The sequence below is a fragment of the Vibrio hibernica genome (assembly GCF_015223435.1).
In the GTDB taxonomy this organism is placed as follows: Bacteria; Pseudomonadota; Gammaproteobacteria; order Enterobacterales; family Vibrionaceae; genus Vibrio; species Vibrio hibernica.
Window position 1 is genome coordinate 50,883 of the sequence record NZ_VHKO01000010.1, and the last position, 18,395, is coordinate 69,277.

Consider the following 18,395-nt stretch of genomic DNA (forward strand, 5'->3'; position numbering starts at 1 on the left):
GAAGCCAAATGGCGAATACATTTTCATTAATTTTAGTTGTAGTGACCTTGGTTACTGGTGTGGTATGGGTGTTAGAAAAATTGGTTTGGGGCAAAAAACGTCAACAATCGGTCGCTAATATTGAAACTCAGACTAAAGAACCTCTGCCAAAAGAGATCGTAGCGAAAGTGAATCGTCAGCCTTGGTGGGTTGAAAATAGTGTGTCAATTTTCCCGGTTATTGCATTTGTTTTGATTCTGCGTAGTTTTATTTACGAACCATTTCAAATTCCATCAGGATCGATGATGCCAACGCTACTTGTTGGTGATTTCATTTTGGTTGAAAAGTTTTCATATGGCATTAAAGATCCTGTGTTTCAATCGACACTGGTCGAAACTGGTGAGCCAAAGCGTGGTGATATCGTTGTTTTTCGTTACCCGCCACAACCTAATATTGATTACATAAAACGCGTCGTGGGCTTGCCAGGCGATACAATCCGCTATACTGAAAGTAAGCAGATATGTGTTCAGTCTTCAGGTAGTCAAGAATGTAAACCTGTTGAACGTTCAGATGCAAAACAAAGTGACTTCTTCCAAGATGGCGTTCCTCTTATTCAAGCAAAGGAACAATTGGGTGGTGTTGCGCACAATATTTTAATCAGTCCAGTGCGTCGTGATAATGTGGCGGCTTATAAGCCAAGAGCATATCAAGCGGAGTGGGTTGTTCCTCAGGGCGAGTACTTTATGATGGGTGATAACCGTGATAATAGTGCAGACAGTCGCTACTGGGGATTTGTACCGGAAGCCAATCTAGTCGGTAAAGCTGTTGCTATTTGGATTAGCTTTGAATTTGATCGTGATGCGGACAGCGTATTGCCTTCGTGGATCCCAACCGGCGTACGATTTAATCGTATCGGCGGCTTAATATAATTGAGAGAGCATGAATTCTCAGATTGCTAAGTTAGAAAAAAAGATCGGTTACAGCTTTAATAGCGCCGATCTTTTAAACCTTGCACTGACTCACCGCAGTGCAAATAGCCAACATAATGAACGTTTAGAGTTTTTGGGCGATTCAATTTTAAGTTTTGTCATTGCCGATGAATTATATCATCGTTTCCCTAAAATAAATGAAGGGGATATGAGCCGCATGCGCGCGACATTAGTTCGTGGGCAAACTTTAGCGGAGCTTGGGCGTGAGTTTGAGCTGGGAGATTACTTAAAATTAGGTCCAGGCGAGTTGAAAAGTGGCGGATATCGCCGTGATTCAATCCTTGCTGATGCAGTAGAAGCCATCATTGGTGCCAGTTATCTCGATAGTAATGTTGAGGTTGTTCGTGATGTTGTCTTGAGCTGGTATCAGTCTCGTTTGGAAGCAATAAAACCGGGTATTTCGCAAAAAGATCCGAAGACTCAGTTGCAAGAATTTTTGCAAGGGCGTCGTAAACCATTACCGGTTTATACCGTGGATAAAATTAAAGGTGAAGCGCATAACCAAGAGTTTACCGTTTCATGTGATATTGCCGGTGTTTCCACGCCAGTGATAGGAAAAGGTACCAGCCGCCGTAAAGCAGAGCAGTCTGCTGCGGAACTTGCGTTAGGAGTGTTGAGCAATGACAAATAAAAAAGATCCAAATAATGAACAAAACAAAGCTCAAGATAACGATCAACCAGAATTCGACCTTGATGCCTATTTTGCAGGTGAAGATCAACCGTCAAAAACGGACAATGTAAGCATTGATGAAAGTGAGCAGCATTGCGGTTTTATCGCGATTGTAGGTCGTCCAAATGTGGGTAAGTCAACACTACTTAATCATTTATTGGGCCAGAAGATTTCGATTACTTCGCATAAACCTCAAACGACACGACATCGTATTATGGGCGTGGATACAGAGGATGGATTTCAAGCGATTTATATTGATACTCCAGGCCTTCATATTGAAGAAAAACGCGCGATTAACCGTTTGATGAACCGTGCGGCTAGCAGTTCATTAAGTGATGTTAATCTGGTTTTATTTGTGGTCGATGGAACGCAATGGACACCTGATGATGAAATGGTTTTGAACAAGTTGCGTAATGCTAACTTCCCAACTATTTTATTGATCAATAAAGTCGATAACGTTAAAGATCGTACACACGTTATGACGCATATGCAGTTATTGTCTGAAAAGATGGACTTTGTCGATATTATTCCTATTTCGGCTAAACATGGTCGTAATACAGATACGATTCGTCAGCGAGTTCGTGAGGCGTTACCACAAGCTGTACATCACTTTCCTGAAGAATATGTCACTGATCGTTCTCAACGTTTTATGGCCTCGGAAATTATCCGAGAAAAATTGATGCGTTTTACTGGTGAAGAACTACCTTATTCTGTGACAGTTGAGATTGAACGTTTTGATTATAATCCTGAAACCGATGGATTTCATATCAATGCGCTAATTTTGGTTGAGCGTCTTGGTCAGAAAAAAATGGTGATTGGTTCTGGTGGTGAAAAAATCAAAACTATTGGCCGTGAAGCTCGTCTGGATATGGAAGAGTTGTTTGACCGTAAAGTATATTTAGAAACGTGGGTTAAAGTGAAATCAGGTTGGGCCGATGATGAGCGTGCTTTGCGTTCTCTTGGCTACATTGACGATTTATAATCTTTAGAATAGCGATCTCGTATTTCGATTCTTATATCGAGATACGAGTCTTCGAAATATGAGTGACGGAAAACGTTATGTCTGACGCTTTGGGTTTCCAACGTTGTTTTGTTCTCCATCGTCGTTCATATACTGAAACCAGCTTGATTTTAGATGTGTTCAGTGAAGAGTATGGGCGAGTCACTATTTTAGCCAAAGGTGCCCGCAGTAAGCGATCCAACCTCAAAGGCGTTCTACAACCTTTCACTCCATTATTACTCAAGTGGTTTGGTAAAGGTTCAATGCGCACTTTAAAGCAAGCTGAACCCATCAGTCTTGGTATTCCTCTTTCTGGAATCAATCTTTATTCTGCTATGTATATAAATGAATTGGTTGCTCGAGTGGTCGAAAGTGAAACGGCTTATCCTGAACTTTTCCATGATTATCTTTCTGCGCTTACCGAATTAGCCCAATGTGACAATCCTGAACCTGCTTTACGCCGTTTCGAGCTAGCTTTGCTGTCTTCACTGGGATATGGGGTGGATTTTCTGCATTGTGCCGGCAGTGGGGAACCTGTCTCTGATAATATGACTTATCGCTATCGTGAACAAAAAGGCTTTATTGCGAGCGTAAGACAGGATAACTTATCTTTTCTTGGTAATGAGTTAGTCGCTATTAGTGAGCGCCGCTTCTTAACCAAATCCCAATTACAAGCTGCTAAGCGCTTTACTCGCATGGCATTAAAGCCCTACATTGGCAGTAAACCATTAAAAAGTCGGGAGCTATTTGTGATGATAGCTTCTAAGAAATAGTTACTATGTTTGGTATTTTATTTAAGCTTAAAGAGCTGATAACAAGGAATGAGAAAGATGAGTGAGATTTACTTAGGCGTCAATATTGATCATATCGCAACCGTTCGTAATGCGCGTGGCACTAAGTACCCAGATCCGGTTCATGCAGCGGAAATAGCAGAACGTGCGGGAGCAGACGGTATTACCGTTCATTTGCGTGAAGATCGTCGCCATATTAATGATCGTGATGTGCGTGTTTTGCGTGAAACACTGCAAACTCGTATGAATCTTGAAATGGCAGTGACAGATGAAATGGTGGATATTGCGCTTAAAACTCAGCCTGAGTATGTCTGTTTAGTGCCTGAAAAACGTGAAGAGCTGACAACAGAAGGCGGATTAGATGTGGCTGGTCAACTTGAGAAAATCACAGCAGCTACCAGAAAATTAGCAGATGCCGGTATTAAGGTTTCTCTCTTTATTGATGCATCGACTGCTCAGATTGATGCGGCGAAAGCGAGTGGCGCTCCTTATATTGAACTTCACACCGGTCATTATGCTGATGCTGAAACAGACCTTGAGCAACAAGCAGAGTTGAAACGTATTGCCGCAGCGGCAACCTACGCAAATTCTATTGGCATCAAGGTTAATGCTGGTCATGGTTTGACGTATCATAATGTTGGGCCTATTGCCGCATTACCAGAAATCTATGAATTAAATATTGGTCATTCGATTATTGGTCGGGCTTTATTTGATGGTTTAGACAAAGCGGTTGCAGATATGAAAGCCGTTATGCAGCAAGCACGTTGTTAAATTATGGCTATTGTTGGACTTGGGACTGACGTTGCTGATATTGAACGTATAGAAAAAAGCTTACAACGCTCAGGAAAAGCCTTTGCTGAGCGTATTTTAGTGGCCTCTGAGGTTGAGATTTTTGATTCATTGAAATATCAAGGTCGTTATCTCGCGAAACGATTTTCGGCGAAAGAAGCCGCTTCAAAAGCTTTGGGAACGGGTATCGCTTGTGGTGTTAGTTTTCAAGATTTTGAAATTAGGAATGATGATCTGGGAAAGCCATTTTTACTATTGCATGGTCAAGCACAAAAACTGGCTCAGAAAAAAGGCGTTAAGCATATCCATTTATCTATTTCAGATGAAAAACGCTATGCCATGGCGACGGTTATTTTGGAAAGCTGAGCCCAAGGACGTAGCCGAGTACAGGGGGCTGCAAAGCTAAACTAGGCACTTACGTTTCGGTATTTAAGCTGTGATTTTTTCGACCCTCGAGCGAAGCATCCTTACACTTACACTTTGGCTCTTCATCGCTTGTTTTATAAATACTCATCCGCTGCTTGAACGATCTTGTTCATTTCATCTTGTAACTCAAACAATTCAGGTTCAATGCTCTCGATTAACAGATTTGATCGTAGAGCGGTTTCTATGGCTGCACAAATGTTTTGCAGTTTAGGTACGCCACAATAGGCGCAGCTACCATGTAACTTATGGATAATGGCGAGTAATTCAGGTTCAGAACCATTCGGTGAAGCGAGAGATGCTTCTACTTGCTTGTCCACTTCAGGAATAAAGCTGATTAACATCTGTAGCATTTCAACAGCAAGATCGTTTTTATTGGCGGCTTGTTTTAGCGCTATCGCCCAATCTATACTGTTATCGGATAAGCTTAGCGGGTTATGTGTTCTATCATTTTGATCTTCGGAGATGTCTATTTTTTCAATTGTTCCTGAGACAGTATAAGGATTCCAGTGCACTAACAGTTGATGTAAAACATGCTCTTCGATTGGCTTAGATAAATAATCATCCATACCTGCTTGTAGTAATCGTTCTCTTTCTCCTTCAATTGCATGAGCGGTTACAGCGATAACGGGGGTTTTACCATTCAACTGGGTTTCTTTAATGTGTAAACATGCGGTCACACCATCCATATGCGGCATCTGAATATCCATCAATATAATGTCAAAGCTGTTTTCTGTTGCCTGTAAAACTGCTTCTGCACCATTTGAGCAAGTGGTTACGTGCATTACTTGTTCATCTAGCAGCGCTGTGATCAATTTTAAGTTAGCGGGGTTATCATCAACCGCCATTACTCGGATTGGCAACTTCTCACTATGCGGTGCTTCTGGCGCTGCAAGCAGCATTGATTGTGCTTGGTTAGGTAGCATCATTTGTAAGAGCTTTTTACGAATAATTGGCTTGGCAATACATTGAATTGGATACAATTTGATTAGGTTTTCTGCCAACGCTAATTCCGTACTTGGCAAGCCTAAGATCATTTTAGATGAAATGCTCATGCCTTGCTGAATCGCTCGGAAAATTTGATTTTGATCTAAAGGTGCGCTTGGCGATGTATTAAATAACAATATATCGAACCGTTCGTTAGTATCAGATAAGACTGCATCAGGTAAGTAATCTAAATGTGTAACCAACATACCTAATCGAATCATATGTTGCTCAATAATACGAGCTAGTGAGGTGTTGGGTTCAATTAATAGTACCGATTGACCTTCAAGCACAGAAGCGTCTATTTGAGGAACCAGCGGTATATTTGTGGTTTGGAATGTTACGGTAAACCAGAAGGTCGATCCTTGATGCAAGCGGCTCGTTAAGCTGATTTCTCCCCCCATTTGACTGACCAGATTTTGGGTGATCACCAGCCCTAAACCTGTACCACCATAACGGCGTGAAATACTGGCATCAGCTTGGCTGAAAGCTTGAAATAATTGCGCTTGTTGTCGTTCGGATATACCAATACCCGTATCGCGAACAATAAATTGCACTTCTGCCTTATTGTCGACACTCGAACGCAGCTCAGCTGAAATATCGATGTTGCCACGTTCGGTGAATTTAATGGCATTACCAACAAGGTTAGTGATGATCTGTTGAATTCGTAATGAATCACCGACTAGTCCAGCAGGGAGTGCAGGATCCAGATTTAAGGTGATTTCTAATCCTTTTTCATGGGCGCTTGGCGCTTGTAAACTAACAACTTCATCTAATGATTCTTGTAAATCAAATGGGATATTTTCCAGTAAAAGCTTACCGGCTTCGAGTTTAGAGAAGTCGAGAATATCGTTAATAATAGATAATAAACTTTGCGCTGAACGTTCAATGGTTTGTAAGTAATCGACTTGATTTGATGTTAATTGAGTTTTGAGTATTTGACGGGCAAAACCAATTACGCCATTTAATGGCGTTCGTAATTCATGTGACATATTGGCTAAGAATTCAGATTTTACTCGAGCCGCTTCTTGAGCTCGTTTTTTGGCAATATCCAATTCAATATTTTGAATTTCTAGTTGTTCAAGGGTTTCTCGTAAATCGGATGTGGCTTGATCAATGCTATGTTGCATTTCAACGTGGTATTCAGATAACGACATTGCCATAGCATTAATACCACTTTTTAAGGTATCGAGTTCGCCATGCAACTTGCCTTCAATCCTTACATCTAAATGTCCGCGGCGAATTTTATCCACTACGCTTACCATATGAGAAATCGGTAGGGTGACATCACGCATTAGCCTATAAGCAAAAAAGCCAGATAAACCTATACCAAAGATGAGCACCATTAATGCTGCAAATATTTCCTGATATTGTTGCAGTCGTAATGACGACATATCCAATTCGATGGCGATATAACCTAAGGCTTGGTTTGGATCGATTTCTTTACCGGTTGGATCTGAAAACTGACCTTCGGCTAAGATAGGTGAGCGTAAAATCAAAATATTGGAGTTATTTTTCGCTTGTTCTATTGTACTTAGAAGTGGGATCGGCTTTGTTTTATCAAAAGTGAGTGATTGAAAGTTAGGATGAAAGTTCGATGTGACAAATAGCTCATGATGAGAATCAAATACCACTATACTGCGCACAATATCTGAGTGCTTACGATGAGCGTAACTGATCAAACGGCGCACGGCTTCTCGGCTTTGCTGAGTCATGCCGTACTCACTGGCAATCGCTAACGGTTCAATGATATCAGTCCCGGAAGTAATTAATTGATTTTCAAGATCATTGTAGCGGTTTAATGTAAAAAACCCGCTCAATAAAAAGCCAATGATGAGTGTTGGTGCGAGCGTTAATGTAATTACGCGGGCGCGTAAGCCATACCTTGTCATGATTCTTTAATTACAAGCCTGTCTGGATATGGGAAAATAGCTATTTTGATAATTATGAGTGATTGAATGCCACTAAATAGCCGTGATTCAAGTACACTTAGTCATCATAAAAGCCAAACGAATCGTTAGCTTAATCAACAATGTGTGTTTCGACAATCATAGAGTGAAATATTCACGATTAAATACAATTTTCACTGTTATTCATACCGCTTATTTTCATCGAATTAAGTGATAATACTTTTAATGTAATCCCATTTTATAATTAGGTAACAAGTCGTAATGGCCAATTTTTATCAAGCTAAAAAACCACAAGCAAGTCGGATCCAGCATCAACTTGTGACTATTGAACGCCTCGATCATCAAGGGGCAGGGATTGCTTACGAAAATAAAAAGCCAATATTCGTTGAAGGTACGCTACCTGGCGAACGTGTTTTAGTGCAAGTGATAGAAGATAAAAGCAAATTTGCTAAAGCGAAGCTAATTCGAGTTGAGCAAGCAAGTGATAAGCGTATTGATGCATTTTGCCCACATTACCAAACTTGTGGTGGTTGTAATCTTCAGCATTTAAGCCATGAAGACCAAATTTCGCATAAATCGCAATCGTTAACACAATTGATGACAAAGTTTGCTGGCAAGGCGCTCAAAAAAAATGCTGCGACAAATGGCGATCTTCAACTTGAAGCCCCCATTATTTCTAGTAATACTGGTTATCGCCGCCGCGCTCGTATTAGCTTAATGTTTGATATTAAAACTCAGAAACTTCAATTTGGTTTTCGTCAAAAAAGTAGTAAGAACATTGCTAATGTTACCAACTGCCCAGTATTAGAACCGCAATTGAATGCCTTACTGCCGGGTATTAAATCTTTATTGGATGAGATGGAACAACCAAGAAAATTGGGTCACGTGGAACTGGTTTTCGATGGTATGAATAAAGCCATGTTATTGCGTCATACCGCTCCTTTAACCAGTAATGAGCATCAGTTGTTGGTCGAGTTTGCCGAGCAGAATGATTTGACATTATATCTATCACCCAATCAAGGTGAGCTACACTGTGTGGTGGGTGAATCGCTGGCTTACCAAGAAACTGGAAGTCAGATTGCATTTTTACCGAATGACTTTATTCAAGTTAACCAAAGTGTGAATCAAGCCATGGTGAAACAAGCCATAGATTGGTTAGGATTAACCTCACAAGATCGTGTGCTCGATTTATTCTGTGGCTTAGGTAATTTCAGCTTTTCTTTAGCTAAGTATGCTGAACATGTGGTTGGCGTTGAAGGCGTTGACGCCATGGTGCAACGTGCCACTGAAAACGCTGAACGTAATGGCATTAAGAATGTTGAATTTTACCAAGCGGATCTTGAACAAGATTTACGCCAAGCACCTTGGGCTAAAAAACAATTTAATAAAGTGTTGCTTGATCCAGCTCGTGCAGGCGCCTCTGGTATCATTGAACGTATAGCCGAACTTGGCGCTCAGGCCGTAGTTTATGTCTCATGTAACCCTGCTACGTTAGCCAGAGATAGCCAAAATTTATTAAATCAAGGTTACGAACTGCATAAGTTAGCTATGTTAGATATGTTTCCTCATACCAGTCATTTAGAGTCGATGGCGTTATTTATCAAAACCGGAAAAGTAAAAAAGAATACCGTCAAAAAGCCGAATCGATTCAAATTATAATCAGTGAAAGAGGCGGTTTTCGCTGTTATTCAAATTTAACAGACAGGAAGATGTACTAATGGTCGCAGTCAGAAGCGCACATTTAAATAAGCATGAAGAATTTGAGCTAGATGCTTGGATCGAAAGCCTTCATCAAGATGGAAAAACCAGTAATAAATTAAAGCAAGTTTATCAGCAATGCGAAGAAATACTGGTTAATCAAAAGCAAAAAGAGCAGCTACTATGGCGTGGTCGAGAGATGATCGAAATCTTGATCACCTTATCGATGGATCGCCCCACTTTAATGGCTGCTCAGCTTTTTCCTATTGTTTCCGAAGGATTATTTGAACGTGAAGCATTAGTTGAAATTTATGGGAAAGAAATCGTTAAGCTTATCGATGGCGTCGATGAAATGGCAGCGATTGGACAACTTAATGTCAGCATGGATGATTCAGAAGCTTCGGAGCAGGTTGATAATGTTCGTCGCATGTTACTCGCCATGGTGGATGATTTTCGCTGTGTGATCATCAAACTTGCGGAACGTATTTGTAATCTACGTGAAGTGAAAGATGAACCGGATGAAGTTCGTCAAGCTGCGGCAAAAGAGTGCGCCAATATTTATGCGCCTTTAGCGAACCGATTAGGTATTGGTCAGCTTAAGTGGGAAATTGAAGATTACGCTTTTCGCTACCAATCTTCTGACACCTATAAAAAAATCGCCAAACAATTATCCGAGCGCCGTATTGTCCGTGAGCAATATATTCATGACTTCGTGACTGATTTATCACAAGAAATGAAAGACGCCAATATCAATGCCGAAGTGAGTGGAAGACCAAAGCACATCTACAGTATTTGGCGAAAAATGCAGAAAAAAAATCTTGAGTTTGATGAATTGTTTGATGTGCGAGCGGTGCGCATTATCGCCGATCAGCTGCAAGATTGTTATGGCGCGCTCGGTATGGTTCATACCAAATATCGACATTTACCCAGTGAATTTGATGATTATGTTGCGAACCCAAAACCGAATGGCTATCAATCTATCCATACGGTTGTGCTTGGGCCGGAAGGCAAAACCATTGAAATTCAAATTCGAACCAAACAAATGCATGAAGACTCCGAATTAGGCGTTGCCGCGCATTGGAAATATAAAGAAGGCAGCAGTACGGCAGGGCGCAGTGGTTATGATGAGAAGATCACATGGTTACGTAAACTGATTGATTGGCAAGAAGAAATGGCGGATTCTGGCGAAATGCTGGATGAACTGCGTAGCCAAGTGTTTGACGATCGAGTTTATGCGTTTACTCCAAAAGGCGATGTGGTTGATTTACCAATGGGCGCGACACCACTCGATTTTGCTTATCATATCCACTCTGAGGTTGGGCATCGTTGTATTGGCGCAAAAGTGGGAGGGCGGATCGTACCGTTTACCCATAAATTATCTATGGGGGATCAAGTTGAAATTATTACTCAAAAAGAACCGAATCCATCACGAGATTGGCTCAATCCATCTTTAGGTTTTGTTCACTCAGGCCGTGCGCGTGCCAAAATAAATGCTTGGTTTAGAAAGCTGGGTCGAGATAAAAACCTCGAAGCAGGTAAAGATATTCTCGAATCAGAATTGCATAAAATTGGCGCGACACTAAAAGATGCTCAGAAATATGCCTTGAAGCGCTTTAATGTGAATAGCAATGATGAGTTGTTTGTTGGTATTGGTAGTGGTGATTTACGCATTAACCAGGTTATTAATCACATTAATGCTTTAGTTAATAAACCTACCGCTGAAGAAGAAGACAAACAAGCACTAGCAAAACTACAAGAAGCGAAAACGGTACATGAGAACCGCCCAAGGAAAGATGCAGTGGTGGTACAAGGGGTTGATAACCTAATGACTCATCTTGCTCGTTGTTGCCAACCGATCCCAGGTGATGAAATTCGTGGTTATATTACGCAAGGTCGCGGAATTTCGGTTCATCGAGCTGATTGTGAGCAACTCGGCGAACTAAATCACCATGCACCCGAACGCATTATTGATACAGTTTGGGGAGGCGGATCCAATGGCCTATATATTTTGACCATTAGAGTTGAAGCGTTAGAGCGAGTTGGATTATTAAAAGATATCAGTACCTTATTGTCCAATGAGAAAATAAAAGTGAATAGCATGAATAGCCGTACTGACTACAAACGTCAGATCACTATTATGGATTTTCACCTTGATGTACATAATGTTGAAATACTGAATCGAATTGTGGCACGAGTTGAGCAGATCAAAGATGTGTTGCGAGTTAAACGTTTAAAATAATTTAACGAGAACAAGTTAAACACCGCTGATTGTAGCGGTGTTTTTTATGGTAATAATGATCCCATAAAATATAAATGAGTATGAAATATGACGAACGAAACCATTTTGAGTAAATCCTTTAGCAATCCGATTGAGCAACTTAAAGCCATCATGCAGAAGTTGCGCGATCCTAAAAGTGGCTGCCCTTGGGATAAAAAACAGACTTTTGATTCAATTATTCCTCATACGATTGAAGAAATGTATGAAGTCGTGGATGCAATTCATAATCAAGATTGGCTGAATTTACAAGAAGAGCTAGGTGACTTGTTGTTTCAGATTATTTTTTATAGCCAACTGGCGAGTGAGCAAGGATTATTTGATTTTGATGATGTCGTGCAAGGCGTGAACCAAAAGCTGATTCGTCGCCATCCTCATGTGTTTCCGGATAAACACGGTGTAAAAGAAAACATTCATGATGAAAACACGTTAAATCAGCGATGGGATGCTGAAAAGAAAAAAGAGAAATCGGAGCAAGGCAAGGTTGAAAAAAGTATTCTAGACTCTATACCGAAAGCGCTGCCAGCATTATCCCGAGCTAACAAAATTCAAAAGAAAGTCGCTAAGTTTGGTTTTGATTGGGAAACCATAGGGCCTGTTGTTGATAAGGTCCAAGAGGAAATTGATGAAGTCATGGCAGAGGCGTTGCAAGTTAATGTTAATGAACAAAAAGTAGAAGAAGAATTGGGTGATCTGATGTTTGCGACGGTGAACTTAGTCCGCCATTTAGGAAAAGATCCTGAAGTTACCCTCGCTAAAGCCAATAAAAAATTTGAACGTCGCTTTCGAGGCGTTGAAATTAAAATTCAGCAAAAAGATAAGCAATTAGTTGATTGCTCTCTCGGTGAGCTTGATTTAGCTTGGGATGACGTTAAATTAGAGGAAAAACAGTGAATATGAGCATTTTTGCAGCTAAAAAAATTAATAAATAGAGTTTTTAAGCGCTTCAAATCTAGTGTCTATGAGGGAAATTGATTTGAAGCAAAAAATTAAATTTCAGACTGTGATAGATTTCACGTTGTAGCGGAAAAGCGGTTCTGGTATATTTTCATCCCGTCCAGAAGTAATCCATTTTCCCTCATTCAACCAATTTCAGGTTAAGCATGACGACTAATTACATTTTTGTTACTGGTGGGGTTGTATCCTCTCTAGGTAAAGGTATTGCAGCCGCATCATTAGCAGCAATTTTAGAAGCCCGTGGTCTTAAAGTAACCATGATGAAACTTGATCCTTACATCAACGTTGATCCGGGTACGATGAGCCCAACTCAACATGGTGAAGTTTTCGTCACGGAAGATGGTGCGGAAACCGATCTTGATCTTGGTCACTACGAACGTTTCATTCGTACCAAGATGACTAAGCGTAATAACTTTACTGCCGGCCGTGTTTATGAAGACGTCCTTCGTAAAGAGCGCCGTGGTGATTATTTAGGTGCAACCATTCAGGTTATTCCTCACATCACTAACTCGATCAAAGATCGTGTTATTGCTGGCGCAGAAGGCCATGATATTGCATTAATTGAAGTTGGCGGTACGGTTGGTGATATTGAATCATTGCCATTTATGGAAGCGATTCGCCAATTGGCAGCAGAAGTCGGCCGTGAACGCGCTATGTTCATGCATTTAACGCTTGTACCTTATTTGGCCGCTGCCGGTGAGATAAAAACCAAACCAACGCAACATTCAGTCAAAGAATTATTATCAATCGGTATTCAACCTGATATTTTGATTTGCCGTAGTGATCGTATTATCCCAGCTAATGAGCGTAAAAAAATTGCACTATTTTGTAATGTGCAGGAAAAAGCAGTGATCTCAATGAAGGATGTAGATTCTATCTATAAAATCCCTCAATTGATCCACGCTCAAGGTTTAGATAACTTAGTTTGTTCTCGTTTTGGTATTTCGGCGCCTGAAGCTGATCTGAAAGAATGGGAACAAGTAATTTATGAAGAAGCTAATCCAATTGGTGAAGTAACTATTGGCATGGTTGGTAAGTATATTGAATTGCCAGATGCCTACAAATCAGTGAATGAAGCCCTAAAACATGCAGGGTTGAAAAATCGCTTGAGCGTAACCATTAAGTATATTGATTCACAAGATGTAGAATCTAAAGGAACTGAATTATTAGAAGGTCTTGATGCCATCTTAGTTCCTGGTGGTTTTGGTGATCGTGGTATTGAAGGCAAAATTATGGCTGCTCAGTATGCGCGTGAAAACAAAGTGCCATATTTAGGTATTTGCCTTGGTATGCAAGTGGCGTTAATTGAATTTGCTCGAAATGTTGTTGGCCTTGAAGGTGCGCATTCAACCGAATTTAATCCAGCAACTAAATTCCCAGTAGTTGGTCTTATCACCGAATGGATTGATATTGAAGGTAACGTTGAAGAACGCACAGAAGCATCAGATCTTGGTGGAACGATGCGTTTAGGCTCTCAGCTCTGCCATCTTGAGAAAGGCACTAAAGCTTATGAGCTTTACGGTAGTGCTCAAATTCATGAGCGCCATCGTCATCGTTATGAAGTGAATAACAACTTGCGCCCTCAAATTGAAAAAGCAGGATTGAAAGTGTCTGGCTTATCAGCAGATAAAAAGCTCGTTGAAGTGATTGAAAACCCGAATCATCCTTGGTTTGTGGCAGCCCAATTCCATCCAGAGTTTAATTCTACTCCACGTGATGGGCATCCATTGTTTGCTGGTTTCGTTAAAGCCGCTGGTCAATTTCAGCGTGGTGAATTTGACGCAGAAGTGACAAAATAAAAACAGTTTCAACACTTCTAAGGCTAGGTACATGTTACGTTAAGCCTTAGAAGATTTAAAAAAGTAAGATGTAAAAAGGATACGGATAACTGCAAAAAATTGTGCTGTTATTCATTAGTTTGACATTTAAATTTTAAATTAAACGAGAGGAAACATTCATGTCTAAGATCGTTAAAGTTCTAGGTCGCGAAATCATCGATTCACGTGGTAACCCAACAGTAGAAGCGGAAGTTCATCTTGAAGGTGGCTTTGTTGGTATGGCTGCTGCTCCTTCTGGCGCATCAACAGGTTCTCGTGAAGCTCTTGAATTACGTGACGGCGACAAATCACGTTTCCTAGGTAAAGGTGTTCTTAAAGCAATCGAAGCAGTAAACGGTAAAATCGCCACTGCTCTTGTTGGCAAAGATGCGAAAGATCAAGCTACAATCGACCAAATAATGATCGATTTAGACGGCACAGAAAACAAATCTACATTTGGTGCGAATGCTATTCTTGCCGTTTCTCTTGCTAACGCAAAAGCAGCAGCAGCAGCAAAAGGTATGGCTTTGTTCGAGCACATTGCTGAGCTAAACGGTACTCCTGGCGTATTCTCTATGCCTCTTCCTATGATGAACATCATCAATGGTGGCGAGCACGCTGATAACAACGTTGATATTCAAGAATTCATGATTCAACCTATTGGCGCAAAAACGATCAAAGAAGCGGTACGCATCGGTTCTGAAGTATTCCATAGCCTAGCTAAAGTACTTAAAGCGAAAGGCTTAAGCACTGCAGTTGGTGATGAAGGTGGTTTTGCTCCTAACCTAGAATCAAACGCTGCTGCACTTGCTGCAATCAAAGAAGCGGTTGAAGCGGCTGGATACGTTCTTGGTAAAGACGTTACTCTTGCTATGGACTGTGCAGCTTCTGAGTTTTATAACAAAGAAGAAGGCATTTACGACCTTAAAGGTGAAGGTAAGCGCTTTACTTCTGAAGAATTCAACGTCTTCTTGCAAGGACTTGTTGAGCAATTCCCTGCTATCGTTTCAATTGAAGATGGCTTAGATGAATCTGATTGGGATGGCTTCAAGCACCAAACAGAACTTCTAGGTGATAAACTTCAATTGGTTGGTGATGATTTATTCGTTACAAATACGAAGATTTTTGCCGAAGGTATTGAGAAAGGTATTACTAACTCAATCCTTATCAAACTAAACCAAATTGGTACATTAACTGAAACACTTGCTTGTATCAAAATGGCGAAAGATGCGGGTTATACTGCTGTTATCTCTCACCGTTCTGGTGAAACTGAAGATGCAACTATTGCAGATCTTGCTGTTGGTACAGCTGCTGGCCAAATCAAAACAGGTTCTATGAGCCGTTCTGATCGTGTAGCTAAGTACAACCAACTAATCCGTATTGAAGAAGCACTAGGTTCACGTGCACCATTCAACGGTCTTAAAGAAGTGAAAGGTCAAGCTTAATTCTTCTGCCTTTGGGCGAGAGTATTAACTGATTAAACTTTTAGATCCTCGTCTAGTAATAGGCGAGGATTTTTTTCGTCTGTAGAAAATGATTCAATTACGTATAATGCTCGTTCAATTTGAGAGGTAGCCATTGTGACAGAATCTTTAATACCCCAGTTTACTCCACAAGATGAATGCTTTATGCGCCGTGCAATAGTGTTGGCCGCACAAGCCGAAGCAAATGGTGAAGTACCTGTCGGCGCTGTATTAGTCAAAGACGGTGAAATTATTGCCGAAGGTTGGAATGCTTCTATTGGAAACCATGACGCCACTGCACATGCTGAAATCGCGACAATACGTCAAGCTGGTTTAGTACTTAATAATTATCGGTTACTGGATACTACGTTATATGTGACATTAGAACCTTGCCCTATGTGCGCAGGCGCTTTATTGCATAGCCGAGTTAATCGTATTGTATTTGGTGCTCCAGATTTAAAAGCAGGTGCGGCAGGGACTGTGTTAAACCTATTTGAAAGTCAGGCTGCTTTTCATTATGCGGAAGTTGTCGGAGGGTTATTAGAAGATGATTGTCGTGAGCAGCTACAGCAGTTTTTTCGTCGCCGTCGTAAGGAGATCAGGCAGCAAAGAAAAATAGGGGGATGATTCGGCAAATAAGTACGTTTATATTTGCCAGGTATGGATGGAAGTATTTGGTGATGTAAATGTTTTAGTCGAGGTTAATAATTTTAGCAGTTAGTTAGTAGCTTCTTCGCCACAAAAAGCAAAATTACGATGGCGCCAAATGATTTTCTTTTTGTTATTCGAAATCATTCGTTTTCTACGAGTTGAATTCGAGCCTCGTGAAAGTAATTTATTAGTATTTCTCTTTTTAGAGAACATTTTGGATTTCCCTTTTATTTATTTATTAGTGAGTTATTTATTTCCAAACCGATATTAACGATACCCTTGTTATATTACGTTCTGGTGAATTGAGTCAATTAGAATTAACTCAATTGTTTAAAGTGTTAGGCTAATCTATTACTATTTTTTGATGTTTGTCATGTCAATGTGTTCTGATGACGTACTTGTCTCTTGTGCTTTTGTTGTCTCTGGCATTATTGGAGCATTAATCACGGTGAAGTCAGCATCCCGGTTATCATTTCTAATCTCTTGTTTTTCTTGAACTTCATAACCAATAATAGTTTGGTAGTAACGGCGTATATTCTCCACATAACTTTTTGCTTCATTGCCACGAGCGTAACCATATCGAGTGTAAGGGTAGTAGCCTGGTAACTGTAAATAGGGTAAACGCTCTTTTACATCTGTCCAAGAATTCGGATTGGCATTTTGAGATTGTGTAATTCGACGGGCATCCATTACATGGCCATACCCTAAATTATAGGAGGCTAAAGCAAACCAAATTTTTTCATGTTCAGGAATCGAATCAGGGATCCGTCTCATGATGCCGCGTAAATAAGAAACACCACCTTTAATTGATTGTGCGGGATCAAGTCGGTTTGTGACGTTAACCATTTTAGCGGTTGACTGAGTGAGCATCATCATGCCTCGGACACCCGTTGGTGAGGTCGCATGAGGGTTCCAGTGTGATTCTTGATAAGATAATGCAGCAATTAACCGCCAATCAAATTCTTTAGAATAAGTTTGAAATAGTCTTTTATAACGAGGCAGCTTACTGTCTAGTGAGCGAATAAAGGCGCGGGTATCCACATAGTCAAAACTTTGTATGTGACCAAAATATTTCTCTTCTAGCTGAGCGAGATCACCTGATTGATTAATATCGCCGAAGAATTCCAGCATCATGGCGTAGAGTGAATCATCATTGGATTTTCTAATATACCAAGAAATTGGCTGATCTTCGGTGAGTTCAAAGGCCGCGGCTAAATTAGGATGTAGCCTTTGGTTAACCGATAATGAAATAGAATCGACAACGGTAAAGTCAATATCTCCAGTTGATACTTGCTTTAATAGATCATTAGTATCGGTAGTTTTTACCGTATCCCATTTTAATCCAGGGTTGCTTATCGACAAACTTTGTAATGTTTGGTCGAACTCTGAATCTTTGACTACGACAAGGTTGCCTTGTTTTTCCATTAATTGTTTAAGATTACGTGGACGCCATGTTCCTTTGCGATAAATAACTTTTTGACTGACATAATAATAAGCGGGCCCAACATTAAATTCAGCTAGACGGTCAGGAGTGTGACTGACACCAGCGGCAATAAGATCGACTTCATGGTTTTTTAATGCAGGAAACAGCCCACTTGAATGGTAAGCCGGTTTGATTTCAAGTTTCACTCCCAACTCTTTGGCAAACTTTTGTGCTAACTCATAATCCAACCCCGTTGGACCCTCTGGACCAATGAAATAAGACAGTTGATTATTCAAAGTGCCGACACGTAATACACCACGCTGTTGGATCTGTTCCAAGTCTGTCATAGACTTAGGGTCTGGCTGACAAGCGGTTAATCCAATGAGAAAAAATAGGGCCAGAATCCAGCGTTTACTTTCAATATAAGAGAAAAATTTAGTCAAAAGGGGATCTCATAAAGTCGTTTAGATGTACTTTATACCAAATGCAGAGGTTCTCAGCAAAATTGATGAAATGTAGAGGATCGATATTAATTTTACTCACTTAATATTAACGTCAAAATATGCTGCTTTATTG

14 protein-coding genes are annotated in these 18,395 nt (G+C 40.5%); 12 read left to right on the plus strand and 2 right to left on the minus strand.

Annotated features, from left to right (window positions below; all coding sequences use genetic code 11):
* Nucleotides 1–8 precede the first annotated feature (8 nt).
* From lepB to acpS, 6 genes are all read left to right on the plus strand, one after another.
* Entirely contained in the window at nt 9–908 is a 900-nt protein-coding gene (gene lepB, locus FH976_RS06400; RefSeq protein WP_194090065.1) for a signal peptidase I, read from the plus strand.
* Nucleotides 909–918: 10 nt separating this feature from the next.
* Nucleotides 919–1,599 (plus strand): ribonuclease III, encoded by a 681-nt coding sequence (gene rnc, locus FH976_RS06405; protein ID WP_194090066.1) that lies wholly within the window; start codon nt 919–921, stop codon nt 1,597–1,599.
* Entirely contained in the window at nt 1,589–2,620 is a 1,032-nt protein-coding gene (era, locus tag FH976_RS06410; protein ID WP_194090067.1) for a GTPase Era, read from the plus strand. The genes rnc and era overlap by 11 nt, the downstream gene beginning before the upstream one ends.
* Nucleotides 2,621–2,697: 77 nt before the next feature.
* Complete coding sequence (gene recO / locus FH976_RS06415) at nt 2,698–3,411, plus strand: DNA repair protein RecO (protein WP_194090068.1); 714 nt, start codon at nt 2,698–2,700, stop codon at nt 3,409–3,411.
* A 57-nt stretch (nt 3,412–3,468) separates the two neighbouring features.
* The gene (gene pdxJ, locus FH976_RS06420; RefSeq protein WP_194090069.1) at nt 3,469–4,200 is read left to right on the plus strand and encodes a pyridoxine 5'-phosphate synthase; all 732 of its coding nucleotides are present in this window, start codon (nt 3,469–3,471) and stop codon (nt 4,198–4,200) included.
* A 3-nt stretch (nt 4,201–4,203) separates the two neighbouring features.
* Nucleotides 4,204–4,584, plus strand: a complete 381-nt coding sequence (acpS, locus tag FH976_RS06425; RefSeq protein WP_194090070.1) for a holo-ACP synthase — start codon at nt 4,204–4,206, stop codon at nt 4,582–4,584.
* 134 nt (nt 4,585–4,718) lie between these two features.
* On the opposite strand, the gene barA is transcribed toward acpS, so the two are convergent.
* Complete coding sequence (barA, locus tag FH976_RS06430; protein WP_194090071.1) at nt 4,719–7,517, minus strand: two-component sensor histidine kinase BarA; 2,799 nt, start codon at nt 7,515–7,517, stop codon at nt 4,719–4,721.
* Nucleotides 7,518–7,796: 279 nt separating this feature from the next.
* On the opposite strand from barA, the gene rlmD reads away from it, so the two are divergent.
* The 6 genes from rlmD (at nt 7,797) to tadA (ending at nt 16,372) form a co-directional block, all read left to right on the plus strand.
* Nucleotides 7,797–9,194 (plus strand): 23S rRNA (uracil(1939)-C(5))-methyltransferase RlmD, encoded by a 1,398-nt coding sequence (rlmD, locus tag FH976_RS06435; protein ID WP_194090072.1) that lies wholly within the window; start codon nt 7,797–7,799, stop codon nt 9,192–9,194.
* Nucleotides 9,195–9,252: 58 nt separating this feature from the next.
* Nucleotides 9,253–11,472 carry a GTP diphosphokinase gene (relA, locus tag FH976_RS06440; protein ID WP_194090073.1) on the plus strand — a complete coding sequence of 740 codons (2,220 nt, stop codon included), beginning with the start codon at nt 9,253–9,255 and terminating at the stop codon, nt 11,470–11,472.
* 87 nt (nt 11,473–11,559) lie between these two features.
* Nucleotides 11,560–12,402, plus strand: coding sequence for a nucleoside triphosphate pyrophosphohydrolase (mazG, locus tag FH976_RS06445; protein ID WP_194090074.1), 843 nt, complete (start codon nt 11,560–11,562; stop codon nt 12,400–12,402).
* 209 nt (nt 12,403–12,611) lie between these two features.
* Complete coding sequence (locus FH976_RS06450) at nt 12,612–14,264, plus strand: CTP synthase (protein ID WP_194090075.1); 1,653 nt, start codon at nt 12,612–12,614, stop codon at nt 14,262–14,264.
* A gap of 158 nt (nt 14,265–14,422) precedes the next feature.
* Nucleotides 14,423–15,727 carry a phosphopyruvate hydratase gene (gene eno, locus FH976_RS06455; protein ID WP_194090076.1) on the plus strand — a complete coding sequence of 435 codons (1,305 nt, stop codon included), beginning with the start codon at nt 14,423–14,425 and terminating at the stop codon, nt 15,725–15,727.
* A 135-nt stretch (nt 15,728–15,862) separates the two neighbouring features.
* Nucleotides 15,863–16,372, plus strand: a complete 510-nt coding sequence (gene tadA / locus FH976_RS06460) for a tRNA adenosine(34) deaminase TadA (RefSeq protein ID WP_324187413.1) — start codon at nt 15,863–15,865, stop codon at nt 16,370–16,372.
* A gap of 378 nt (nt 16,373–16,750) precedes the next feature.
* Here tadA and mltF read toward each other — a convergent pair whose 3' ends face one another.
* Nucleotides 16,751–18,262 (minus strand): membrane-bound lytic murein transglycosylase MltF, encoded by a 1,512-nt coding sequence (mltF, locus tag FH976_RS06465; protein ID WP_407701632.1) that lies wholly within the window; start codon nt 18,260–18,262, stop codon nt 16,751–16,753.
* Nucleotides 18,263–18,395 lie beyond the last annotated feature (133 nt).